The sequence below is a fragment of the Pseudomonas sp. A214 genome (genome assembly GCF_900156295.1).
GTDB lineage: Bacteria > Pseudomonadota > Gammaproteobacteria > Pseudomonadales > Pseudomonadaceae > Aquipseudomonas > Aquipseudomonas rhizophila.
In genome coordinates, this window is record NZ_LT707062.1 from 4,330,990 (window position 1) to 4,353,245 (window position 22,256).

Sequence of the window (22,256 nt, forward strand, 5' to 3'; positions counted from 1 at the left end):
TTACCAATGACCACTGACTCAACCTCAAACCGGCACGCTGCTTGCTTTATTTAATATCGTATACGAAATCCTCAATACGATATTTCATCCGCATTTATTCGACAGCGAGGCATTTATGAAAAACCCTGCATTGGCTGTAGCCCTGAGCGTTGCCCTCACGCCCCTTTTCATCGCCCCCGCTCACGCCGACAAACTCGACGACATCATCGGCTCCGGCAAACTGCGCTGCGCCGTGACCCTGGACTTCCCGCCCATGGGTTTTCGTGACGCTGGCAATAAACCCGCTGGTTTTGACGTGGACTATTGCCACGACCTGGCGAAAGTCCTCGGCGTGGAACCCGAAGTGGTGGAAACACCGTTCCCGGACCGGATCCCGGCGCTGGTTTCCGGCCGTGCGGACGTGATCGTCGCCTCCACCTCCGACACCCTGGAGCGGGCCAAGACCGTGGGCCTGACCGTGCCCTACTTCGCGTTTCAGATGGTGGTGCTGACCCGCGACGATACCGGCATCAACAGCTACGACGACCTCAAGGGCAAGCCTCTGGGTAACACCAGCGGCACCTACGAAGCCATCGCCCTGGAAAAAGACCAGAAAAGCTGGGGCAGCGGCAGTTTCCGCGCCTACCAGTCGCAGAACGACACGCTGCTGGCCGTCGCCCAGGGCCACATCGATGCGACCGTGGTGACCAACACCGTGGCGGCCGCGACCATCAAGTCGGGCAAGTACAAGAACCTGAAAATCGCGGGCAACGCGCCCTATGTCATCGACTACGTGTCCCTTGGCGCCAAGCGCAACGAGTACGGGTTGATCAACTACCTCAACCTCTTCGTCAACCAGCAGGTGCGCACTGGCCGTTACAAGGAGCTGTTCGTCAAATGGGTGGGCACCGACATCCCGCCGGCCGACCTGGTGGTGCCGCAGGTCTACTACTGAGGATTGGAGCATGCCAAGCACGCCTACCCGTGTGACGGGCCGAAGTCTGGTGGAGGGTGCCGCCCAGGGCGCCCTGCTGTACGCCGATGTGGGCCTGAGTTTCTGGGGCGGGGTCGACCCGGCCAGCGGCGAGGTGATTGACCGCCATCATCCGTTGAGCGGCGAACGCCTGGCCGGGCGCGTGCTGGCGATTCCCAGCGGGCGTGGCTCCTGCACCGGCAGCAGCGTGCTGATGGAGCTGATCAGCAACGGCCACGCCCCTGCGGCCCTGGTGCTGGCCGAGGCCGATGAAATCCTGACCCTGGGCGTGCTGGTGGCGCAGGTGATTTTCCAGCGCTCCCTGCCGGTGGTGTGTGTCGGGCACGAGGCCTTCAAGCGGTTGCGCGGCCAGGGTTTTGTGCGCATTGAAGGCGCTTGCCTGACCTTGTCAGGTCAGCGCCCCAACGATGGCTGGCATGGGCTGGACTTTCCAACCCCCGCGCTCAGCGGTTCAACCATCAGCCTCAGCCAACAGGACCAGGCGCTGCTGGACGGCAGACACGGCAAGGCGGCCCAGGTCGCAATGCAGATTGTATTGCGCATGGCCCAGATCCAGGGCGCTACACAACTGCTGGATGTGACCCAGGCCCACATCGATGGCTGCATCTATACCGGCCCGGCCAGCCTGCGTTTTGCCGAACAACTGGTGCAGTGGGGCGCGAAGGTGCGCGTGCCCACCACGCTCAATTCGATCTCCGTGGACCAGCGGCGCTGGCGGGAACTGGGCGTCGACCCCGCCCTGGGTGAGCCGGCCAGCGCCTTGGGGGATGCCTACATGGCAATGGGTGCGCAATTGAGTTTCACTTGTGCCCCCTACCTGCTCGACAGCGCGCCCAAGCCTGGCAAGCAGATCGTCTGGGCCGAATCCAACGCCGTGGTCTACGCCAACAGCGTGCTCGGTGCCCGCACGCAGAAGTACCCGGACTTCCTGGACATCTGCATCGCCCTCTGCGGCCGCGCGCCATTGACCGGCTGCCATCTTGACGCGCAGCGCAAAGCCGCGCTGATTATCGATGTGCCGCCGCTGGGGCCCGTGGACGACAGTTTCTATCCGCTGCTGGGTTATCACATCGGCAGCCTGACGGGCCGACGCATTCCACTGATCCGCGGCCTGGAGCACGCCGCCCCCACGCGGGACGACTTGAAAGCCTTCGGCGCCGCGTTCGCCACCACCAGCGCCGCGCCGCTGTTCCACATCGCCGGGGTGACGCCCGAGGCCCTCGACCCGGTCGATGTCCTGGAGCCGGGAGTCAGTTTGCCGCAGGACACTGTCAGCGTTGCCGGCCTGCTCGCCAGTTGGCGCGAACTCAACAGCGCCCGGCACCGCCAGGTGGACGTGGTCTCCCTGGGCAATCCGCATTTTTCCCTCAGCGAATTCGCCGCCCTGTCGGCCCTGTGCGCAGGCCGCCACAAACATCCGGAGGTGGTGCTGGCGATCACCTGTGGCCGAGCGGTACTGGAACAGGCTCGCGAAGCGGGCCATCTGCAGGCTATCGAAGCCTTCGGCGCGCTCCTGGTCACCGACACCTGCTGGTGCATGTTGGGCGAGCCGGTTATTCCGCCCGGCGCCACCACCCTGATGACCAACTCCGGCAAATACGCCCATTACGCACCGGGTCTGGTCGGTCGCGGCGTGCACTTCGCCAGCCTTGCGCAGTGCGTTGAAGCTGCGTGCAGCGCAACGGCCAGCGGTCAACCGCCGACGTGGCTGCAACCGACTGTCCATATGGGGGCCTGACCGATGTTTGACTACAGTTTCCAGTGGCGCCCGGCCTTGCGTGCCCTGCCCGACATGCTCGCCGGGGCCTGGGTCACCTTCGAGACCGCGGCGCTGTCGATGATCTTCGGCGTGCTGATCGCCCTGGTGCTGACGGTGATGCGCCAGGCCCGCCATCCGCTGCTGCGCGGCGTGGGCAATGGCTGGGTGTCGATCGCCCGCAACACGCCCTCGCTGTTCCAGATCTACATCCTCTACTTCGGCCTCGGCTCTCTCGGGCTGCACGTCAGTTCCTGGCTGGCGTTGCTGGCCGGGATCACCTTCAACAACGCCGGTTACCTGGCGGAAAACTTTCGCGGCGGCCTCAAGGCCGTGCCGAGTACCCAGATGCGCGCCGCCCGCTCCCTGGGCATGAGCGCCTGGCAAGCCTACCGGATGATCATCGTGCCGCAACTGCTGCGCATCGTGTTCTACCCGCTGACCAACCAGATGGTCTGGGCGGTGCTGATGACCTCCCTGGGTGTGGTGGTTGGCCTGAACAACGACCTGACCGGCGTCACCCAGGAATACAACGTCAAGACCTTCCGCACCTTCGAATACTTCGCCCTCGCGGCGGTGCTGTATTACCTGATCGCCAAGCTGATCGTCGGGCTGGCCCGGCTGTTGTCCTGGCGATTGTTTCGCTACTGAGGGCGCGTCATGTTTACCACCAGCCTCACCCTTAACGATCTGCTGTTCTTGCTCGACGGGGCCTGGGTCACGCTGCAACTGACCGCGTGGTCGATCCTGCTGGGCTCCCTGGCCGGCTTGCTGTTCGGCCTGCTGCGGGCATTGCTGCCGCGGGCCAGCCTGCCACTGGCCTGGGTATTGGACGTGTTTCGCAGCGTTCCGCTGCTGATCCAGTTCGTGCTGTTCAACGCCCTCAAGAGCATCGTCGGCCTGAACCTGAGCGCCTTCGCGGTCGGTTGCATCGTGCTCGGCGTCTACGCCGCCGCCTACTTCACCGAGATCGTGCGCGGTGGCGTGCTGGCGGTGCCGTTGAGTACCCGGCGGGCCAGTCGCTCCCTGGGCCTGAGTTACCTGCAGGATCTGCGCTACATCGTCCTGCCGATTGCCACGCGGGTCGCATTCCCTGGCTGGCTGAACCTGGTGTTGGGCGTGATGAAAGACACCGCGCTGGTGATGTGGATCGGCATCGTCGAACTGCTGCGCGCCTCGCAAACCATCGTCACCCGCATCCAGGAACCGTTGCTGGTGCTGTGCATCGCGGGCCTCATTTACTACGTCATGAGCCTGGTGGTCGCCCGCCTTGGCGCACGTCTGGAAAGAAGGTGGCAGGAAAATGATTGAGATCGAGAACGTACACAAATCCTTTGGCGAGCTGGAAGTGGTCAAGGGCGTGAGCCTGACGGTGGACAAAGGGGAAGTGGTGTCGATCATCGGCGGCTCCGGCTCCGGCAAATCGACCCTGCTGATGTGCATCAACGGCCTTGAGCCGATCCACAAAGGCAGCATCCGCGTGGACGGCATCGAGGTTCACGACCGCGCCACCGACCTCAACCGCTTGCGGCAAAAGATCGGCATCGTGTTCCAGCAATGGAACGCTTTCCCCCATCTGACCGTGCTGGAAAACGTGATGCTGGCGCCTCGCAAAGTGCTGGGCAAAAGCAAGCAGGAGGCCGAAGCGCTGGCGCTGCAACAGCTGGAACATGTGGGCCTGGGAGACAAACTCAAGGCCTTCCCCGGCAAGCTTTCCGGTGGTCAACAACAGCGCATGGCGATCGCCCGGGCCCTGGCGATGTCGCCGGACTACATGCTCTTCGACGAAGCCACCTCGGCCCTGGACCCGCAATTGGTGGGCGAAGTGCTGGACACCATGCGCATGCTCGCCGAAGACGGCATGACCATGGTGCTGGTGACCCACGAGATCCGCTTCGCCCGGGATGTGTCCGACCGCGTGGCGTTTTTCTGCGACGGGCGGGTCCATGAGATCGGGCCGCCGGATCAGGTGATTGGTAATCCTGTGCAGCCGGAGACGGCGGCTTTTCTCAAGTCGGTGAAATAGCGGACGGCCCTTTCGCGAGCAGGCTCGCTCCCACAGGTTCTGTGGCGTACGCAAAACAGTGTGGGAGCGAGCCTGCTCGCGATGAGGCCCGACCAGACAACCCAAGGAGCAGCCAATGCGCTCATCAAAAATCATCCATATCGTCAGCTGCCACGCCGAAGGCGAAGTCGGCGATGTGATCGTCGGCGGCGTCGCACCACCGCCCGGCGCCACCGTATGGGAACAGTCACGCTGGATCGCCCAGGACCAGACCCTGCGCAACTTCGTCCTCAACGAGCCCCGTGGCGGCGTGTTCCGTCACGTCAACCTGCTGGTGCCGGCCAAGGACCCGCGGGCGCAGATGGCCTGGATCATCATGGAACCGGCCGACACACCGCCGATGTCCGGTTCCAACTCGTTGTGCGTCGCCACTGTGTTGCTCGATAGCGGCATCCTGCCCATGACCGAGCCCCAGACGCGCTTGGTCCTCGAAGCGCCCGGCGGGCTGATCGAAGCGGTGGCCGACTGCCGCGACGGTAAAGTCCAGCGGGTGGAAATCAAGAACGTGCCCTCCTTCGCCGACCGCCTCGATGCCTGGATCGAAGTCGAGGGGCTGGGGTCGCTGCAGGTGGACACTGCCTACGGCGGCGACAGTTTCGTCATCGTCGACGCCCAGCGCCTGGGTTTTGCTATCCGTCCTGATGAAGCGGCCGAATTGGTGGCCGTGGGGTTGAAAATCACCCGGGCCGCCAACGAGCAACTGGGCTTTGTCCATCCGTTGAACCCGGACTGGTCGCATATCTCGTTTTGCCAGATTGCCGCGCCCATCGTCCTGGAGAACGGCATCGCCAGCGGTGCCAACGCCGTGGTGATCCAGCCCGGCAAGATCGATCGCTCCCCCACCGGCACCGGTTGCTCGGCGCGCATGGCGGTGTTGCACGCCAAGGGGTTGATGCAAGTGGGAGAGCGTTTCATCGGCCGCTCGATCATCGGCTCCGAGTTCCACTGCCGTATCGATTCATTGACCGAAGTGGCCGGACGCCCGGCAATTTATCCGTGCATCGCTGGGCGCGCGTGGATCACCGGCACGCATCAGTTGCTGCTCGACCCGGCAGATCCCTGGCCACAGGGGTATCGGCTTTCGGATACCTGGCCTGGCGCATGACTTCTTGAATTGGCATCGCCCCCTGTGGGAGCAAGCTTTGCTCCCACAAATTCCCTCGCCACATACCATTAACAACCGGAGACAACCATGAGCAAACGCATCAATTGGAGCGGCGTATTCCCCGCCGTCACCACGCAGTTCAACGATGACTTTTCCATCAACCTGGAAAAAACCCATCAAGTGATTTCCAACGTCATCCGCGATGGCGTGTCAGGCCTGGTGGTCTGCGGCTCGGTGGGGGAAAACACCTCCCTGAGCGCCGAGGAGAAAATCGCCGTGACCGAAGTGGCGGTGGATGCTGCCCGGGGCCGGGTGCCGGTGATCTGCGGCGTGGCCGAGTTCACCAGCGTGCAGGCGGCCAAGGTCGCCAACGCGGTGCGCCGGGTCGGCGTCGACGGCGTGATGCTGATGCCAGCGCTGGTCTATGGCTCCAAGCCGTTCGAGACCGCCGAGCATTTCCGCTACGTGGCCCGGCATGCCGACGTGCCGTTGATGGTCTACAACAATCCGCCGATCTACAAGAATGACGTGACCCCGGACATCCTGATTTCCCTGGCCGATTGCGACAACGTGGTGTGTTTCAAGGATTCGTCCGGCGACACCCGGCGCTTCATCGACGTGCGCAATGAAGTGGGCGACCGCTTTGTGTTGTTTGCAGGCCTGGACGACGTGGTGCTGGAAAGCCTGGCCGTGGGTGCCGAAGGCTGGGTCTCGGGGATGTCCAACGTGTTCCCTCAAGAAGGCGAAACCATTTTCCGCCTGGCCCGCGCCGGACGGTTTGCCGAAGCGATGCCGATCTATGAATGGCTGATGCCGATCCTGCACCTGGACGCCCGCGCCGACCTGGTGCAGTGCATCAAACTGTGCGAAGCCATCGCCGGTCGCGGCAGCGCCCTCACCCGCCCACCGCGCCTGGCGCTGCCGGAGGAGGATCGCGTGTACGTCGAGCAGATCATGGCCAAGGCCCTGGCCAATCGGCCGGTGTTGCCGGATGTGGGGCTTTGACCGCAGGACATGGCGCTGACCGGCGGTGATAGCGCCGCCGCCATCGCGAGCAGGCTCGCTCCCACATTCACCACAAATCCCTGTGGGAGCGAGCCTGCTCGCGATAGCGGTCTGTCTGAATCGACTATGCTGGATGTGCCGCCCTCATCGTGAGCCAGCTCGCACACAAGGTGCCCCATGAACTATTTCCTGGCCCAGGCCCTGAACAATCAGTGGGCCAATCACCGACTACTCACTGCCTGCGCGCCGTTGAGCGAGACCCAATACCAGGCACCGCGCACGGGGTTCTTCCCGTCCATCCAGGCCACGCTTTGCCACATCCTGGAAGTGGACCGCTATTACCTCACCGCCCTGGAAGGCGACCGTGACGGCCAGATAAAGGATTTTTCCGAGACCCTGGCCTTTGCCCAATTGCTGCACAACCAGACTCAAACCGACCAGCGACTGGTGGCATTCTGCGAAGCCCTGCGGGAAACCGACCTCGCCCGCTCCGTCGATCTGGTGCGTGTCGACGAGGTGGTGCGCGAACGAATCGACCGACTGCTGTTGCACCTGTTCGAACATCAGATCCATCATCGCGGACAGGTCCACACCATGCTCAGTGCCACCCACGTCAAGCCGCCGCAACTCGATGAGTTCTTCCTCGACTGCGACCACAGGTTTCGCGAAGAAGACGAGCAGTCACTGCAGCTCGGCGAAGACCGCGTCTGGCGCAACTACCTGCCGGGCTGAACCGATGATCCAACAGGAGACCTGCCATGAAACACATACTCGGTTGCATCGGCTTATCGTTGATGCTGATGGCAACGACAGCCCTGGCCCATCACGGCTGGAGCGAGTACGACACTGACAACACCCTGCAACTCAACGGAACGATAGAAGAATCCGGCTATTCGCATCCCCATGGCTTCGTGCGCCTGAAAACGGCGGACAAAACCTGGACCGTGGTGCTCGCCCCGCCGTCACGCATGGAGAACCGAGGCCTGAGCAAGGACATGCTCAAGCCTGGCAACCAGGTGGGCGTGGTCGGCTATGCAAACCGCAACAAACCCGATGAGTTGCGCGCAGAACGCATCACCGTCGACAACAAGACCGTCGAGTTGCGCTGATGCAGGCCATCGAGGCAGGCAACGACCCGCAGGGCTGGCTGGACCAACTGGAAGGTTCGTCCCTGGCGCTGGCCATGCGCGGCGAACTGTGGCTCTACCCGTTGGTGGAGGTGGTGCACATCATCGGGTTTTCGCTGTTGGTGGGCGCGGTGGTGATGTTCGATTTGCGGGTGCTTGGGGTGTCCAAGGACATTGCCGTGACGGCGCTGGCCCGCCATCTACTGCCCTGGGCCCTTGCGGCCCTGCTGTTGATCGTACCCGCCGGTTTGATGATGTTCAGCGCCCATCCCCATGACTTCGCCGGCAATGGCGTGTTTATCCTCAAGCTGTGCCTGATTGCGGCGGCGGGCCTCAACGCCCTGGCGTTTCACCTCGGGATTTATCGCACGGTCAGCCAATGGAACACCGCCAGCGCGGCACCAGGACTTGCAAAAGCGCAGGCGGTGCTGTCCGTGGCGATATGGTTCACGGTGGTGTTGTGTGGGCGCTTGCTGGCCTATACCTGAGATAAAAAGTGCGATGGCCTTGCCGGCCATCGCCAATCGCCCACCTCAGGCGCGCTCAGATCCGTGCGGGTGACACGATGATTTTCACGTTGTGCTCCTTGTTGTTGACCAGTTCCTCGAACCCCTGGCCAACGATCTGCTCCAGCTGGATGCGCCCGGTCACCAGCGGCGAGATGTCCAGGCGCCCATCGGCGATGAAGGCAATCACGTCGGCGAATTCACCGTTGTAGGCCAGCGCGCCAAGTACCTGCTTCTCGGTGGAGACCAGTTCAAAGAAGTTGAACTCGCTCGGTTCCTCGAAAATCCCCACCAGCACACATTTGCCCGCCTTGCGGATCAGGTCGATGGCGAGTTTGGCGGTGTGCTTGTTGCCGATGCACTCGAAACTGACGTCGGCCCCCAGACCAGCGGTCAAACGACGGACTTCGGCCAGGGCGTCGCACTCGTTCGGATCGATCACATGACTGGCCCCGACTTCCAGGGCCTTGGCCTTGCGCGCACCGGACATTTCCAGGGCGATCACCTGCGCCGCGCCGGCGGCCTTGGCGCACATGATGGTGCACAGGCCGATCGTACCGGCGCCGACCACCACTACGTTCTGGCCCAACAGGCTGCCGGCCTTTTTCACCGCATGCATGCCCACCGCCAACGGCTCGATCAGCGCGCCGGCTTCGGCGGGAAAATCGGCAGGCAGTTTGTAAAGCAGATTGGCCGGCACATTGACCAGCTCCGCGAACGCACCGTTGTTCATCAGCCCGGTGAACGCCAGGTTTTCGCAGATGTTGTAGAGCCCGTGGGTGCAGTAATAGCAGGTGCCACAGTGCTGACAGGCATCGGCCGCCACCGGCTCGCCGACGCTGAAGCCCTCGACACCAGCCCCCAATTCGACGATTTCACCGCAGAACTCATGGCCGAGGATGCACTGGCCCTTGATGCCGGTCAGCGGATGCGGCGCGTCCACCGGAATGAACACCGGCCCGGCCACATATTCATGCAGGTCAGAACCACAGATGCCGCACCACTGCACGCGGATCTGCACCCAGCCGGCGGGCGGCGCTACGGGCAGCGGCACGTCTTCGACGCGGATGTCGTTGCGGCCATGCCAGACAGCGGCGCGCATGCTGCGGGTAGGCTTGATTGAAACGTTCATAGCGTTGCCTCCAGAATTTTGTAGGGGCGACGAATCACCGCGCCGCCCGCTTGATCAGTGCTGCTCAATGAACCCGAGGATCAACCGGTTGACCTGCTCGGCCGCTTCCATTTGCACCATGTGCCCCTGGCCGGGCAGCACCTCGACCTGGGCACTCAGCCCATCGCTGTGGACCGCCGGGATGATCGCGTCGTCGCTGCCCCAGATCACCAGCGTCGGGACGTGGCCGGCCTGCACCACTTCGCGTAAATCCACCTGCTGGCGGCCGTCGGCGAACAGCGTCGCTGACAGTTGCAACAGCGCAGCGTCCACACCCTCCAGGCGCTTGTACTTGAGCATGTCATCGAGCATCTGCCGGGTGACCAGCTCGGCATTGGAGAACAGTTGCACCAGTTGCGGCTTGAGGGCGTTGCGGTTGGCCGCTTCGACAAAACCTTTGAGGTAGCTGCCATTGATCTGCGCGCCCAGCCCGGCACTGCCGATCAAGGTCAGCGACCGCACTCGCTGGGGCATCAGGCGCGCGGCGTTCAGCGACACCGCCCCACCCATGGAATGCCCCACCAGATGCACAGCGTTGATGTCCAGGTGATCGAGCAAGGCCAGCACCACGCCGCTCAGTTCGTCCAGGTCACCGCGTTGCAGTGTCTTGGCGGATTCGCCATGGCCCGGCAGGTCCAGGGCGATGACCCGACGCCCGGCCGCCAGTGCTTCGTGGTTGAACAGCCAATTGTTCAGGTCGCCGCCGAAACCATGCACCAGCAGCAGCGGCGTGCCGCCTTCGCCACGCTCGAAAAAGCGGATCACCCGGCCATCCAGTTCGACTTTCTGCGGTTTCGGGCCGCTGTCTTCGTCGGCAGCGTCGCCGGGCACAAAGGACGACTGGAACTGCTCGATGACCGCATCGATCTCGGCATCGCTCGCTTCACCGTCGACGACAATCCCGAGCAAGGCGCCGACCGCCAGGGTTTCGTCCTGTCGGGCAACCTGCCGCCGCAAGATCCCGGAGAACGGCGCTTCGACGCTGCTGGAAATCTTGTCGGTTTCCACGTCCATCACTTCATCACCCTTGGTGATGGCCTGGCCCTCCTCCTTGAGCCAGGCATCGACCCGGCCTTCGGTCATCGACAAGCCCCACTTGGGCATGGTCAGGGTATGAATCTGGCTCATCAGCGCTTGCTCCACTCGATCACGTTGAGCACGGCTTGTTCGATCTTCGCCGCGTCAGGGATGTACAGGTCTTCCAGGGCATCGGAGAACGGCACCGGGGTATGGGGCGCGGTGACCATTTCAATCGGCGCCTTGAGCGCGCCAAAGGCTTTTTGCGCCACCAGCGCGGAAATGTCGGTGGCCATTGAGCAGCGTGGGTTGGCCTCATCGATGACCACCAGGCGCCCGGTTTTCTCGACGCTTTCCAGGATGCTGTCCTCGTCCATCGGGCTGGTGGTGCGCAGGTCGATGACCTCGCAGTCGATGCCGCGCCCGGCCAGGCTGCGGGCCGCGTCCATCGCGGTGTTGACCATGCGCCCGTACGACACCAGGGTCACGTCTTTGCCGTCGCGCAGGAAATTGGCCTCGCCGAAGGGAATGGTGTAGAGCTCTTCCGGCACCTCGCCCTGCATGCTGTAGAGCAATTTGTGCTCGCAGAAGATCACCGGGTCGTTGTCGCGGATCGCCTGGATCAGCAGGCCCTTGGCGTCGTAAGGCGATGACGGACACACCACTTTCAGCCCCGGAATGTGCGTCCACAAGGAGGTGAGCATTTGGGAATGCTGGGCGGCGGCACGCAAGCCGGCGCCGACCATGGTGCGGATCACCAGCGGCGTGGAGGCCTTGCCGCCGAACATGTAGCGAAACTTCGCCGCCTGGTTGAGGATCTGGTCCAGGCAGCACCCGGCGAAGTCGACGAACATCAGTTCGCACACCGGGCGCACGCCACAGGTCGCCGCCCCGACCGCCGCGCCGACGTAACCGATTTCCGACAGCGGCGTATCCAGCACACGCCCGGGAAACTGGTCGTAAAGCCCCTTGGTGACACCGAGCACACCGCCCCAGGCGTCGTTTTCACCGGGCGCGCCGGCACCACCGGCGACGTCCTCGCCCATGATGAAGACGCTGGAATCGCGGCGCATTTCCTGGGCCAGGGCTTCGTTGATTGCCTGCTGATAGCTGATTTTTCTCGCCATGATGGGATTCTCTGTTCTTGTTTTATGAAGAGCGTTCAGGGATAGGAGACGTAGACGTCGGTCAGCAGGTCCGCCGCGGTGGGCTTGGGATCGGACTTGGCTTTGTACACGGCGTTTTCGATCAGCAACTCGATCTCCTTGTCGATCTGGTCCAACTGCTCGACGGTGAGCAATCCGGCCCGCGTGGTGCGCTCGCGAAACTGCATCAGGCAATCCTGGTTCTCGCGAAAATGCTTGACCTCGTCGGGTGCCCGATAAGTCTGGGCATCGCCCTCGAAGTGGCCGTAGTAACGGGTCAGCTTGACCTCGATCAGCGAAGGCCCCTCCCCGGCACGGGCGCGTTCGACGGCGGCCCCGGCGGCTTCGTGCACGGCAAAGAAGTCAAAGCCATCCACCGTCACCCCGGGCATGCCGAAACCGGCGGCGCGGTCGGCGATGTGATCGCAGGCCACCGACCAATTGGACGCGGTGGCTTCGGCGTAGCCATTGTTTTCAGCGATGAACAGGCACGGCAGGTTCCACACCGAGGCCATGTTCATGGCTTCGAATACCGCGCCTTCGTTGGAGCCACCATCACCGAAAAACACCACGGCGACGCTGTCGGTGCCCTTGAGCCGGGCGGCCAGCGCGGCGCCCACCACCAGGGGCGCGCCCGCCCCGACAATGCCATTGGCGCCGAGCATGCCTTTCTCGAAATCGGCAATGTGCATGGAGCCGCCCTTGCCTTGGCAGACGCCGGTCTTCTTGCCGTAGATCTCGGCCATCATCCCGTACACGTCCACGCCCTTGGCGATGCAATGACCGTGGCCTCGGTGGTTGGAGGCGATGCAATCGTCATCGCCCAAATGGGCCATGACGCCGGCGGCCGACGCCTCTTCGCCGGCATACAGGTGGACGAAACCGGGAATCTCGCCAGTGGCGAACTCCACGTGCAGGCGCTCTTCGAAAGCGCGGATGGTGCGCATCACCTGATAGGCGTGCAGCAGTTGATCGTGGGTGAGCGGTGTCGACATTTTTATTCTCCTGGGGTGTCTTCTTGAAGATTCAGAGGGTGTTGCGGGTGTTCGCGGCCGATGGCCAGCAAACGCTGTTGCGCGGCGTAGGCCAGCACCGCGTTGACATCGATGCTCAGCGGGCCGCCGGCATCGAGGGTGACCGTGGGCCGGTCCTGCGCGTTGAATTCGATTTCCCGTTCGCCGTCCAGGGCCAGGGTGCCTCTGGAGAGCGACAGGCCATGGGCGATGCCAGGCTCCAGGGGCCCGGCGGCGAGCACGCCACAGCCTTGCAACAGACCAGGGGCCAGCGGCACCAGCAACGCTTCGGGCGATTGCGGGTCCAGGCGCATCCAGGCACCACCCGCCGCCTGGCGTGACACCGGGAACCACAAGCCGCACAGCGCCGACAGGCCGATGGATTGCGGCTCGGCGAAGGTCACGAACACCTCGGCCAGGTCCTGCGCCCGACTGATGGCCCGGGCGCCGACAAAGCGCAGCGGCGACACGGCGACGTCCACCAGGGCGACTTCGCGCAAACCGCGTCCGGCATCGCAGACCAACAGGCGTTTGTTGCGACGCAGGCCGATCTGCGCAGGTATCCGGCCGCTGGCGTACAACCCACCGGCCAATCCGGCACTGGTGGCTTCGCGCAGTTCGGGGAAGGCGTTATTGGTGCCCGTGGAGAGGGTCAGCAGCGGGATATCACCGACTTCGGCGGCCACGGCCTTGTGGGTGCCGTCGCCGCCCAGCACGGCGATCAGGCTCACCTCGCGTTCTGCCATCAGGCGGGCGGCCTGACGCGTATCTTCGACGGTCTGGCGCAGCGTCAGGTCGAGAAATTCCAGGGCCGGCCAATGGCTGCTGCGCGCCTGGCGGCTGTGGCTGTTCCTCAGCACCGCGGCGGCAATGCCGGTCATGTCGGTCGGCATCAGGACCTGCTCGATACCGGTGGCACCAAAGGCGGCCAGCAGCCGCTGGATCACCGAAACCTTGTCGGTGCTGGAAAACAACCCGGCGTTGGCGGTCAGGCGTCGCACATCGCGCCCCGACGCCGGGTTGGCAATGATGCCCACGGTCAGTGGACGGCGACTCATGGCGCCACCGGCAGTTGAGTAGATGGACGACCTGGGCAGCAAAACCCTCGGTGCAGAGACATGGGACACCTCGTTTTTTATTATTGGCAGTCCGAACGGGTCGGTTGCAGACGCTAGAGCAAGGGCGGTGCCAGATACCGATAGAACCGGCGAAAGGCCCGGAACAGAGCCCTCGCAGCGCCTCCTCCGAGGGAATCCACCCACGCGCTGTGAGACGCGACATGTCAGCCTGCACGAGGTTCTGGCGAGACCGTGAGACGTGGCGTCTCACACTTGCCGGTGCGGCTCGCCGAGCTTGTCTGCGCACAACGAACGGCGCTTAATGAGCGCACAACGATAAGAAGCTGAAACGGAGGCCCGTATGCTTTCCGCTCACTCCCGGGCGCATGTGGATTGCGTCAGCCGCGTACTGAAAAACGCGGCGCAACTGCCACAGCTGCCCGTCCCGGACCTGATCCTCGACTCCTGGCGTCGCTCCATGGAGCAACATCATCTGGACCCCGGTTCGCTGCAGGGCCCGCGCATCCTGTCCCAGGACGTGCTCAAGCAATGCCGCGAGCGCTCGGAACTGTTCCTTAATATCGCCAGCGAAGAAGTCGCCCGGCTGCATGGTCGGGTGCGGGATGCCGACTACTGCGTGCTGCTCACCGATGCCCAGGGCCAGACCATCGATTACCGGGTGGAAACCACCATTCGCAATGACTGCCGCAAGGCCGGGCTGTACTTGGGCACCTGCTGGTCGGAGGGGGAAGAAGGCACCTGCGGCGTGGCGGCGGTGCTCACGGCCAAAGCCCCGGTGACGGTGCACAAGCGCGATCATTTCCGGGCGGCGTTCATCGGCCTGACCTGCTCCGCCGCGCCGGTTTTCGACCCGCAAGGGCAGTTGCTCGGGGTTCTGGATGTCTCGGCGGTGCGTTCACCGGATGATCGACGCTCACAGCACCTGATCCGGCAGATGGTGGTCCAGAGCGCTCGGGAAATCGAACAGGCGTTTTTCATGAGCAGCGCCCAGGGCTACTGGGTGCTGCGGGCCCATCGCAACGCCGGCTACGTCGACAGCCAGCCGGACTTGCTGTTCGCCTGGGACGACGACGGTTGCCTGCAAGCCCTGAACCCCGCAGCCCGCCAATACCTGCTGCAGCACTACGGCCAACTGCCGCAACACATCAGCCAGGTGTTCGACCAGCAACTGCTGCACCGAGCCCGCGACGAGCGTCTGTATCCGCTGTCCAGCCCCGGCATCGAGTCGCCTTTGCATGGTCGCCTGAGTGCGCCGCGACAGCGGGCCAATCCGCGCCCCCGGGTTGCCATGGCCCCGGTGGAGCTGGATCCTCGATTGGCCGACAGCCTGCGTCTGGCGGTACGGGTCAAGGATCGCAACTTGCCGGTGCTGATCCAGGGCGAAACCGGCTCCGGCAAGGAGGTATTTGCCCGCCAACTGCATCAGGCCAGCCAGCGCCGTGACCGGCCGTTCGTGGCATTGAACTGCGCGGCGATTCCCGAAAGCCTGATCGAAAGCGAGTTGTTCGGCTACGTTGCCGGGGCCTTCACCGGGGCCTCGGCGAAAGGTATGCAGGGCCTGCTGCAACAAGCCGATGGCGGCACACTGTTTCTGGATGAAATCGGTGACATGCCGCTGGCTTTGCAGACGCGCCTGCTACGGGTATTGGCCGAAGGTGAAGTGGCGCCACTGGGGGCGTCACGGCGCAGGGCCGTGGACATTCAGGTGATCTGCGCCACCCACCGCGATCTGGAGACATTAGTTGCCGCCGGCGGGTTTCGCGAGGATCTGTACTTTCGCCTCGGCGGCGCCCGCTTCCAACTGCCACCGCTGCGTGAGCGCAGTGACCGGCTGGCGTTGATCAACCGCATTCTGGATGAGGAATCGGCGCAGTGCGGGGGGATGGCGCAATTGAGCGGCGCAGCCCTGGAATGCCTGCTCGGTTATCACTGGCCGGGCAATATCCGCCAGTTGCGCCATGTGCTGCGCTACGCCTGCGCGGTGAGCGAGGCGAGTGTGATCCAGCTCAGTCACCTGCCCGAGTCATTGCACTGCACACAAGCGCCTATGGACGCACCACAACCCAGCGCCAGCCCGGAGCGTCAGATGCTGCTCGATGCGCTGGTGCGGCATCGCTGGAAGCCCACCGCCGCTGCACGGGCGCTGGGCATTTCCCGAGCGACCCTGTATCGAAGGGTTCACCTGCATGGCATCGAAATGCCCGGCAGAAGCCCGGCGTGAACCAACGCTTATCTTCGCGCCAGCGCATGCCGCACGCACTGTTCGTAGTAGGTCTGCTTGATGGCCGCGGGCTTGAGACGTGAAGCGCTGTTATAGGTCTGTTCGGTGATGCCCAGGGCGGTCATGCGCATCCACGGCCGGGGAAACTTGCGCACCTGCAACCTTTTACGCGCGCCGTACAAGGTGATCCCGGAAAGCTTCGACGCCTGGGCGCCGGCGGCAATGTCCGAACCCCAACGGCACACCGACTGCTGGTTTTTCGTCAGGGCCTTTGCCTGAGCCTCAAGCGAAACGGCGACCAAGAGACACGTCACCACGACCCACATAGAAATCCGCATAGGTTTGTCGCCCAACTTTCTGAAATAAAAGAAGTTTGACAACCTTGGAAAGAGCAAGGGGCCAGCACGGCTACGCAATTCCTTGCGGGGAGGGATTTATCTGTAGGAGCAAGGCTTGCCCGCGATGAACGATAACGCGGTTCAGTTGTTCGACCGCGGTGCAGCTATCGCGGGCAAGCCTTGCTCCCACAGATCCCTTCGCCACAAGCAAGCTCCCTTGCCACGGGTTACTGGCTGGCCTTGGCTTCCTCCAACAATTGCTCAATCACCCGTTCCTGCTCGGCATACCGCCCTTCGCCAAAGTGGCTGTAGCGCACCTGACCCTTGGCATCGATGAAGTAGTGGGCTGGCCAGTACTGATTGTTGAAAGCGCGCCAGATTGCATATTGGTTATCGATGGCCACCGGGTAGTTGATCCCCAGCTTGCGAACCTGCTCGCGCACGTTGTCGATGATTTTCTCGTAGCCGTACTCAGGTGTGTGCACGCCGATCACCACCAGCCCCTCCTTCTCGTACTTGCGCGCCCAATCGTTCACATAGGGCAGCGTGCGCTGGCAGTTGATGCAGTCATAAGTCCAGAAATCCACCAGCACCACCTTGCCCCGCAGTGACTCGCTGCTCAAGGGTGGCGAGTTCAACCATTGCACGGCGCCCTCCAGGGATGGCATCTCGCCCTGAGGCTGAAGCGATTCCAGGGGGGCCGCGCTCGCCTTTTCGACCAGGTAATCGATGGCCTTGGGCACATTCTTCAGTACCCCCTGCTCCAGGGTCGCAGCCCCTTGGGAGGAGGTACTGGCCAACAGGCGATCATCGGCACCCGTGCCAATCGCCACGGCTGCCAGCAATACCACGACACCGGTACCCCGGCGCAGCCAGGTGGTGATCGGCAATGACAGCTTGAGGCGGTCGGCCAATCCGCGCCCGGCCAGGATCAGCACACCCAGCGACAAGGCACTGCCCAGCCCGTAAGCGAGCAGCAGCAGACTGGTTTCAGCGCTCGCGCCTTGCAGCATGGCCCCGGTCAGAATCACCCCGAGTATCGGCCCCGCGCACGGCGCCCAGAGCAGCCCGGTGGCGACCCCGATCAGCACCGAGCCCACAGGCCCGGCCATCCGTCCGGCGCCGTTATCGATACGGTTGCCCAGGCTCACCAGCGGCCGCGCCAGCCATATACCAACCCGGCTGAACATCAGCGACAAGGCGAACAGCACCATCACCCACAGAGCGATTTGCCGGCCAACGCTGCTGGCTCGCACCACCCACTCGCTGCTGACCACCGCCAGACTCGAAACCAGGGCAAACGTCAGCACCATGCCGGCCAGCGTCAGCAGTACCGAGCCCCGTGAGCGATTGGCCCGGGCAAACAGAAACGGCACCACCGGAAGGATGCAGGGACTGAGGATCGTCAGGATCCCGCCCAGAAAAGCGATCAAAAGCATGGCAACACCTCAACGGTAGGTAGATAGACTGAACACACCAAATCGGGCGGCGCCTCTGTGGGAGCAAAGCTTGCTCGCGATAAACGATGACGCGGTATTGCCAGGAATCGAGGCGCCTGCATCGCGAGCAAGCTTTGCTCCCACAGATTTACTGCCACAGGTTGGCTGCCACGGCGAGTCAGTTCTGGTTGCTGCAGTTGTCAGCCAGCTTGCGATAGTCCAGCGCCTGCTTGTGGCCCGCTGAGTCGAGGTAGGTCATGCGGGCATTCACCACGCCGCAGGCCGGGGTCGGATCCTCGCTGAGGGACAGGACCTTCTGGATATCCAGGTGGGTGCCATAGGCGTAGGTCTGAGCCTGGACGTGACTCTCGGCCCGAGCCGACAAGGTGCAGATGTTCAGCGCGGCGAAAAGGCAGGCGGCGTAGACGGCTTTGGTGTTCATGGCGGTATCCTCGATGCATTCTATGGGTGTGTTTTTCGGCCGGGGCGTGTTGTGCCGCCTCGATGGATGCCATTGAATGCCCGTGAGGTATCGCGTCTGTATCGGGCAACGCGGCTTTTTGAATCCCTGTGTATCCGCCGCGCGCCAGATACACTGCAATACAAACCGCCGCGAGCCGGGCTGGCCGGCGCCTGTAGACTGATCACAACGAAACGCCAAGGGGCAGAACACCATGGATCACGTCGATCATGTGTTGATCGTGGATGACGATCGCGAAATCAGAGAGCTGGTGGGCAACTACCTGAAAAAGAACGGCCTGCGTACCACCGTGGTTGCCGATGGCCGGCAGATGCGTGCCTTTCTGGAAACGACCCCGGTGGACCTGATCGTGCTGGACATCATGATGCCGGGCGATGATGGCCTGGTGCTGTGCCGGGAGCTGCGCGCCGGCAAACACAAGGCCACACCGGTGCTGATGCTCACCGCCCGCAACGATGAAACCGACCGTATCATCGGCCTGGAAATGGGCGCCGACGATTACCTGGTCAAACCCTTCGCCGCCCGGGAGTTGCTGGCGCGGATCAACGCGGTGCTACGGCGTACCCGCATGCTGCCGCCCAACCTGGTGGTCACCGAAAGCGGTCGCCTGCTGGCGTTCGGCCGCTGGCGCCTGGACACCACTGCACGGCACCTGCTGGACACTGACGGCACCATGGTCGCCTTGAGCGGCGCCGAATATCGCCTGTTGCGGGTGTTCCTCGACCACCCGCAGCGGGTGCTCAATCGCGATCAGTTGCTGAACCTGACTCAGGGCCGGGACGCCGATCTGTTCGATCGCTCCATCGATCTGCTGGTCAGCCGCCTGCGTCAACGGTTGCTGGATGATGCCCGGGAGCCGGCCTACATCAAGACCGTGCGCAGCGAAGGCTATGTGTTCTCGTTGCCGGTGGAGATCCTTGAGGCGTCGGTATGACCCTGCCGCTGCGCTGGCCGCGCACCCTCGCCTCGCGCCTGTCGCTGATCTTCCTGATCGGCCTGATCCTGGCCCAGGGCCTGTCGTTCGGCGCCCAGTATTACGAACGCTACCAGAGTGCCAAGACCACCATGCTCGGCAACCTGGAAACCGACGTCTCGACCTCGGTCGCCATTCTCGACCGCCTGCCGGCTGCCGAGCGCCAGGCCTGGCTGCCGAAACTCGCCCGACGCAACTATGGCTACCTGCTCGATGAAGGTCAGCCAGGCCAGCGAATGCTTCCTGACAACGCCCCGGTGTCGGTGACTTCAATCCAGGAGGCCATCGGCCAAGCCTACGCTCTGACGTTCACCGACATTCCCGGACCGAAGCAGCATTACCAGGCGCACCTGCGCCTGGCCGACGGCAGCCCGCTGACCATCGACGTGCGCCCGGCGATGATGCCCCTCTCCCCCTGGCTCCCGGTGGTGTTGCTGGGGCAACTGGCGCTGTTGATCGGCTGCACCTGGCTGGCCGTGCGCATCGCCGTCGGCCCGCTGACCCGACTGGCCCAGGCGGTGGAAACCCTGGACCCGAATGCCCACAGCGTCCGCCTCGACGAAAAAGGCCCGACCGAAGTGGTGCATGCCGCCAAGGCGTTCAATGCCATGCAGGACCGTATCGCCGCCTACCTCAAGGAGCGCATGCAGTTGCTGGCGGCGATTTCCCATGACTTGCAAACCCCCATCACGCGCATGAAGCTGCGCGCCGAGTTCATGGACGACGGCATCGAAAAGGACAAGCTGTGTAGCGACCTGAGCGAAATGGAGCACTTGGTGCGCGAAGGTGTGGCCTATGCCCGCAGCATCCATGGCGCCACCGAAGCCAGCTGTCGCATCAACCTGGATGCGTTTCTCGACAGCCTGGTGTTCGACTATCAGGACATCGGCCAGGACGTGCAGCTATCCGGGAAAAACGCCGCGGTCATCGACACCCGGCCCCATGCCCTGCGCCGGGTGCTGGTCAACCTGGTGGACAACGCCTTGAAGTTCGGCGGCGCGGCGCAGATCCAGGTGCAGCGCACTGACAGCGGACAACTGGCGATTCAAGTGCTGGACCGTGGCCCCGGCATCAATGAGCAGGAGCTGGCCGAGGTGCTCAAACCGTTCTACCGGGTGGAAAGCTCGCGCAACCGGGAAACCGGTGGTACCGGGTTAGGGCTGGCCATCGCCCAGCAACTGGCGATCGCCATGGGCGGTTCGCTGACCTTGAGCAATCGTGACGGCGGCGGGTTGTGTGCCGAGTTGCGGCTCAGCCGGGAAATTTAACCCCGATCCACCTGTGGGAGCGAGCCTGCTCGCGATGGCGTCGGTATAGCCAACATCTCTGCAAGCTGCACCACTGCTATCGCGAGCAGGCTCGCTCCCACAAAGGTCAGCCCCAGGCTTTAATGTACTCGGGCTTTGTATGCCAATGTGTCCGCCACAGGCACGGTTACACAGGCTTGCAAACGCCCGAATTCCAGACACACCCCACTTACACCCGTTTGAAAAACTCCCTTGTGTTCCCGGTCGCTATTCACGACCGGGCCCCACACCCAAGGAGCCTTCTCATGCCTGCTTCCACGTTTCGTTTCCAGGGCTGGTCGCTGTTCAGCCTGCTTGCCGCCCTGGTGCTGTTGATGACCGCACTGACCCTGGCGCTCCACCCGGACCTGACCGAGGGCGTGCGCAGCGCCATCCGCGCCACAGCCCGCTCATCCTTCGCCTTGTTTCTGCTGGCCTTTACCGCCTCGGCGTTTGCCGTGCTGGTGCCATCGCCCCTGAGCCGGTCCCTGGTCCGCGAGCGACGTTTCATCGGTTTGGCCTTCGCGTTTTCCCATCTGGTGCACGCCGTGCTGATCTACAGCTATGGGCAGCTCAACCCCGAGTTCTGGCCGGGTCGCACCACCGTTGGCAATATCCCCGGCTCCGTCGGATACGTATTCATCCTGCTGCTGGCCCTGACCTCCTTCAAAAGCACCGCGCGTCTGATTGGCGGCAAAGCCTGGAAACGCTTGCACGTCAGCGGCATGTGGGTGCTGGTGGCGATCTTTGCCTACTCCAACTTCAAGCGCATTCCCATGAGTGCCTGGTACGTGCTGCCCTTCGGCCTGACCTGCGCAGCCATCGCGATTCGTCTGGTGGGCAAGCTCGCCCAAGCCAACGCGCGCCGAAGGAGTTCATCGCCGTCGGGCCGCGCAGCCGCCCCTCTGGTTGCCACTGACCACTCGAATTGAGCCCCTGGGAGATCGATCATGTCTGCAGATGTTTTGAAAGGCCTGCGCACAACACTCGATCAGACCGGAACGTGGCTCGGGCCATTGGGCCTGCGCCTGTTCCTGGCCTGGGAGTTTTTCGAATCCGGTTGGGAGAAATGGCAGGGCGACAACTGGTTTGCCCAAATCCAGGCCGCGTTCCCCTTCCCCTTCAACCACTTGCCGGCCAGTTGGAACTGGGAACTGTCGATGTGGGCCGAACTGCTCTGCGCCCTCGCCCTGCTGATGGGCCTGGGCACTCGCCTTTCGGCGCTGGTGTTGATGGTCGTCACGGTCGTCGCCACCGCCGCCGTGCATTGGCCGGCGGATTGGTCAACCTTGAGTGAACTGGCCCAGGGGTACGCCATCACCAACAAAGGCCACGGCAACTTCAAACTGCCGTTGATCTATCTGGTGGCGTTGTTGCCGCTGCTGTTGCAGGGGGCCGGGAAGTTGAGTGTCGATGCGCTGCTCACTCGGGGATACCGCCGATAACATCGCCTGATACATATCCCTGTGGGAGCGAGCCTGCTCGCGATGGCGGTGGACCAGTCACATCGAAGTTGGCTGGAATACCGCTATCGCGAGCAGGCTCGCTCCCACAAG

At 63.3% G+C, this 22,256-nt stretch carries 23 protein-coding genes; 15 read left to right on the plus strand and 8 right to left on the minus strand.

The window, feature by feature from the left end; translation table 11 throughout:
* Positions 1 to 115: 115 nt before the first annotated feature.
* From BW979_RS19315 to BW979_RS19360, 10 genes are all read left to right on the plus strand, one after another.
* Positions 116 to 934, plus strand: a complete 819-nt coding sequence (locus BW979_RS19315; protein ID WP_047228976.1) for an ABC transporter substrate-binding protein — start codon at positions 116 to 118, stop codon at positions 932 to 934.
* A 10-nt stretch (positions 935 to 944) separates the two neighbouring features.
* Positions 945 to 2,711 (plus strand): cis-3-hydroxy-L-proline dehydratase, encoded by a 1,767-nt coding sequence (gene lhpI / locus BW979_RS19320; RefSeq protein WP_076385193.1) that lies wholly within the window; start codon positions 945 to 947, stop codon positions 2,709 to 2,711.
* Between the two features lie 3 nt (positions 2,712 to 2,714).
* Positions 2,715 to 3,380, plus strand: a complete 666-nt coding sequence (locus BW979_RS19325) for an amino acid ABC transporter permease (RefSeq protein WP_047228974.1) — start codon at positions 2,715 to 2,717, stop codon at positions 3,378 to 3,380.
* Between the two features lie 9 nt (positions 3,381 to 3,389).
* Positions 3,390 to 4,040: an amino acid ABC transporter permease gene (locus tag BW979_RS19330; RefSeq protein WP_076385195.1), complete on the plus strand. Its 651-nt coding sequence runs from the start codon at positions 3,390 to 3,392 to the stop codon at positions 4,038 to 4,040.
* A complete protein-coding gene (locus tag BW979_RS19335; protein WP_047228972.1) occupies positions 4,033 to 4,755 on the plus strand; it encodes an amino acid ABC transporter ATP-binding protein in 723 nt (240 codons plus the stop codon). Before BW979_RS19330 ends, BW979_RS19335 begins: the two co-directional genes overlap by 8 nt.
* Positions 4,756 to 4,870: 115 nt before the next feature.
* Positions 4,871 to 5,899 carry a trans-3-hydroxy-L-proline dehydratase gene (locus BW979_RS19340; RefSeq protein ID WP_076385197.1) on the plus strand — a complete coding sequence of 343 codons (1,029 nt, stop codon included), beginning with the start codon at positions 4,871 to 4,873 and terminating at the stop codon, positions 5,897 to 5,899.
* 87 nt (positions 5,900 to 5,986) lie between these two features.
* Positions 5,987 to 6,904, plus strand: coding sequence for a dihydrodipicolinate synthase family protein (locus tag BW979_RS19345; protein WP_047228970.1), 918 nt, complete (start codon positions 5,987 to 5,989; stop codon positions 6,902 to 6,904).
* A gap of 177 nt (positions 6,905 to 7,081) precedes the next feature.
* Positions 7,082 to 7,636, plus strand: a complete 555-nt coding sequence (locus BW979_RS19350; RefSeq protein ID WP_076385200.1) for a DinB family protein — start codon at positions 7,082 to 7,084, stop codon at positions 7,634 to 7,636.
* A gap of 26 nt (positions 7,637 to 7,662) precedes the next feature.
* Positions 7,663 to 8,013, plus strand: a complete 351-nt coding sequence (locus BW979_RS19355; RefSeq protein ID WP_076385202.1) for a DUF6152 family protein — start codon at positions 7,663 to 7,665, stop codon at positions 8,011 to 8,013.
* Complete coding sequence (locus BW979_RS19360; RefSeq protein WP_047228967.1) at positions 8,013 to 8,519, plus strand: DUF6644 family protein; 507 nt, start codon at positions 8,013 to 8,015, stop codon at positions 8,517 to 8,519. The genes BW979_RS19355 and BW979_RS19360 overlap by 1 nt, the downstream gene beginning before the upstream one ends.
* 55 nt (positions 8,520 to 8,574) lie before the next feature.
* On the opposite strand, the gene BW979_RS19365 is transcribed toward BW979_RS19360, so the two are convergent.
* From BW979_RS19365 to BW979_RS19385, 5 genes are all read right to left on the minus strand, one after another.
* Positions 8,575 to 9,639 (minus strand): 2,3-butanediol dehydrogenase, encoded by a 1,065-nt coding sequence (locus BW979_RS19365; protein WP_230682633.1) that lies wholly within the window; start codon positions 9,637 to 9,639, stop codon positions 8,575 to 8,577.
* A gap of 84 nt (positions 9,640 to 9,723) precedes the next feature.
* Entirely contained in the window at positions 9,724 to 10,836 is a 1,113-nt protein-coding gene (locus tag BW979_RS19370; RefSeq protein WP_047228965.1) for an acetoin dehydrogenase dihydrolipoyllysine-residue acetyltransferase subunit, read from the minus strand.
* Positions 10,836 to 11,852, minus strand: coding sequence for an alpha-ketoacid dehydrogenase subunit beta (locus BW979_RS19375; protein ID WP_047228964.1), 1,017 nt, complete (start codon positions 11,850 to 11,852; stop codon positions 10,836 to 10,838). Before BW979_RS19375 ends, BW979_RS19370 begins: the two co-directional genes overlap by 1 nt.
* A 35-nt stretch (positions 11,853 to 11,887) precedes the next feature.
* Positions 11,888 to 12,865, minus strand: coding sequence for a thiamine pyrophosphate-dependent dehydrogenase E1 component subunit alpha (locus BW979_RS19380; protein ID WP_047228963.1), 978 nt, complete (start codon positions 12,863 to 12,865; stop codon positions 11,888 to 11,890).
* Between the two features lie 2 nt (positions 12,866 to 12,867).
* Positions 12,868 to 13,941, minus strand: coding sequence for an ATP-NAD kinase family protein (locus tag BW979_RS19385; RefSeq protein WP_076385204.1), 1,074 nt, complete (start codon positions 13,939 to 13,941; stop codon positions 12,868 to 12,870).
* A gap of 361 nt (positions 13,942 to 14,302) precedes the next feature.
* Here BW979_RS19385 and BW979_RS19390 point away from each other — a divergent pair, with 361 nt between their 5' ends.
* Positions 14,303 to 16,183, plus strand: coding sequence for a sigma-54-dependent Fis family transcriptional regulator (locus BW979_RS19390; protein ID WP_076385206.1), 1,881 nt, complete (start codon positions 14,303 to 14,305; stop codon positions 16,181 to 16,183).
* Between the two features lie 8 nt (positions 16,184 to 16,191).
* Here BW979_RS19390 and BW979_RS19395 read toward each other — a convergent pair whose 3' ends face one another.
* The 3 genes from BW979_RS19395 to BW979_RS19405 form a co-directional block, all read right to left on the minus strand.
* Positions 16,192 to 16,521: a hypothetical protein gene (locus tag BW979_RS19395; protein WP_047229012.1), complete on the minus strand. Its 330-nt coding sequence runs from the start codon at positions 16,519 to 16,521 to the stop codon at positions 16,192 to 16,194.
* Positions 16,522 to 16,748: 227 nt separating this feature from the next.
* On the minus strand, positions 16,749 to 17,960 hold the full coding sequence (locus BW979_RS19400; protein ID WP_047228960.1) for a cytochrome c biogenesis protein DipZ: 1,212 nt from the start codon (positions 17,958 to 17,960) through the stop codon (positions 16,749 to 16,751).
* A 178-nt stretch (positions 17,961 to 18,138) separates the two neighbouring features.
* On the minus strand, positions 18,139 to 18,402 hold the full coding sequence (locus tag BW979_RS19405; RefSeq protein WP_047228959.1) for a DUF2790 domain-containing protein: 264 nt from the start codon (positions 18,400 to 18,402) through the stop codon (positions 18,139 to 18,141).
* 232 nt (positions 18,403 to 18,634) lie between these two features.
* Here BW979_RS19405 and BW979_RS19410 point away from each other — a divergent pair, with 232 nt between their 5' ends.
* From BW979_RS19410 to BW979_RS19425, 4 genes are all read left to right on the plus strand, one after another.
* Positions 18,635 to 19,375 carry a response regulator gene (locus BW979_RS19410; RefSeq protein ID WP_003202589.1) on the plus strand — a complete coding sequence of 247 codons (741 nt, stop codon included), beginning with the start codon at positions 18,635 to 18,637 and terminating at the stop codon, positions 19,373 to 19,375.
* Positions 19,372 to 20,682, plus strand: a complete 1,311-nt coding sequence (locus BW979_RS19415; RefSeq protein ID WP_076385208.1) for an ATP-binding protein — start codon at positions 19,372 to 19,374, stop codon at positions 20,680 to 20,682. Before BW979_RS19410 ends, BW979_RS19415 begins: the two co-directional genes overlap by 4 nt.
* Before the next feature lie 284 nt (positions 20,683 to 20,966).
* Entirely contained in the window at positions 20,967 to 21,632 is a 666-nt protein-coding gene (locus BW979_RS19420; protein WP_076385210.1) for a ferric reductase-like transmembrane domain-containing protein, read from the plus strand.
* An 18-nt stretch (positions 21,633 to 21,650) separates the two neighbouring features.
* Positions 21,651 to 22,145: an HvfX family Cu-binding RiPP maturation protein gene (locus tag BW979_RS19425; protein WP_047228956.1), complete on the plus strand. Its 495-nt coding sequence runs from the start codon at positions 21,651 to 21,653 to the stop codon at positions 22,143 to 22,145.
* The last annotated feature ends 111 nt before the right edge of the window (positions 22,146 to 22,256 follow it).

What these genes read in the sequence shown, in the direction of transcription:
- BW979_RS19315 (WP_047228976.1), top strand. Translation starts at nt 116, where the DNA reads ATGAAAAACCCTGCATTGGCTGTAGCCCTGAGCGTTGCCCTCACGCCC.
- BW979_RS19370 (WP_047228965.1), bottom strand. Translation starts at nt 10,836, where the DNA reads ATGAGCCAGATTCATACCCTGACCATGCCCAAGTGGGGCTTGTCGATG.
- BW979_RS19395 (WP_047229012.1), bottom strand. Translation starts at nt 16,521, where the DNA reads ATGCGGATTTCTATGTGGGTCGTGGTGACGTGTCTCTTGGTCGCCGTT.
- lhpI (WP_076385193.1), top strand. Translation starts at nt 945, where the DNA reads ATGCCAAGCACGCCTACCCGTGTGACGGGCCGAAGTCTGGTGGAGGGT.
- BW979_RS19375 (WP_047228964.1), bottom strand. Translation starts at nt 11,852, where the DNA reads ATGGCGAGAAAAATCAGCTATCAGCAGGCAATCAACGAAGCCCTGGCC.
- BW979_RS19335 (WP_047228972.1), top strand. Translation starts at nt 4,033, where the DNA reads ATGATTGAGATCGAGAACGTACACAAATCCTTTGGCGAGCTGGAAGTG.
- BW979_RS19420 (WP_076385210.1), top strand. Translation starts at nt 20,967, where the DNA reads ATGCCTGCTTCCACGTTTCGTTTCCAGGGCTGGTCGCTGTTCAGCCTG.
- BW979_RS19360 (WP_047228967.1), top strand. Translation starts at nt 8,013, where the DNA reads ATGCAGGCCATCGAGGCAGGCAACGACCCGCAGGGCTGGCTGGACCAA.
- BW979_RS19390 (WP_076385206.1), top strand. Translation starts at nt 14,303, where the DNA reads ATGCTTTCCGCTCACTCCCGGGCGCATGTGGATTGCGTCAGCCGCGTA.
- BW979_RS19365 (WP_230682633.1), bottom strand. Translation starts at nt 9,639, where the DNA reads ATGCGCGCCGCTGTCTGGCATGGCCGCAACGACATCCGCGTCGAAGAC.
- BW979_RS19330 (WP_076385195.1), top strand. Translation starts at nt 3,390, where the DNA reads ATGTTTACCACCAGCCTCACCCTTAACGATCTGCTGTTCTTGCTCGAC.
- BW979_RS19380 (WP_047228963.1), bottom strand. Translation starts at nt 12,865, where the DNA reads ATGTCGACACCGCTCACCCACGATCAACTGCTGCACGCCTATCAGGTG.
- BW979_RS19325 (WP_047228974.1), top strand. Translation starts at nt 2,715, where the DNA reads ATGTTTGACTACAGTTTCCAGTGGCGCCCGGCCTTGCGTGCCCTGCCC.
- BW979_RS19410 (WP_003202589.1), top strand. Translation starts at nt 18,635, where the DNA reads ATGGATCACGTCGATCATGTGTTGATCGTGGATGACGATCGCGAAATC.
- BW979_RS19340 (WP_076385197.1), top strand. Translation starts at nt 4,871, where the DNA reads ATGCGCTCATCAAAAATCATCCATATCGTCAGCTGCCACGCCGAAGGC.
- BW979_RS19400 (WP_047228960.1), bottom strand. Translation starts at nt 17,960, where the DNA reads ATGCTTTTGATCGCTTTTCTGGGCGGGATCCTGACGATCCTCAGTCCC.
- BW979_RS19415 (WP_076385208.1), top strand. Translation starts at nt 19,372, where the DNA reads ATGACCCTGCCGCTGCGCTGGCCGCGCACCCTCGCCTCGCGCCTGTCG.
- BW979_RS19345 (WP_047228970.1), top strand. Translation starts at nt 5,987, where the DNA reads ATGAGCAAACGCATCAATTGGAGCGGCGTATTCCCCGCCGTCACCACG.
- BW979_RS19355 (WP_076385202.1), top strand. Translation starts at nt 7,663, where the DNA reads ATGAAACACATACTCGGTTGCATCGGCTTATCGTTGATGCTGATGGCA.
- BW979_RS19405 (WP_047228959.1), bottom strand. Translation starts at nt 18,402, where the DNA reads ATGAACACCAAAGCCGTCTACGCCGCCTGCCTTTTCGCCGCGCTGAAC.
- BW979_RS19350 (WP_076385200.1), top strand. Translation starts at nt 7,082, where the DNA reads ATGAACTATTTCCTGGCCCAGGCCCTGAACAATCAGTGGGCCAATCAC.
- BW979_RS19425 (WP_047228956.1), top strand. Translation starts at nt 21,651, where the DNA reads ATGTCTGCAGATGTTTTGAAAGGCCTGCGCACAACACTCGATCAGACC.
- BW979_RS19385 (WP_076385204.1), bottom strand. Translation starts at nt 13,941, where the DNA reads ATGAGTCGCCGTCCACTGACCGTGGGCATCATTGCCAACCCGGCGTCG.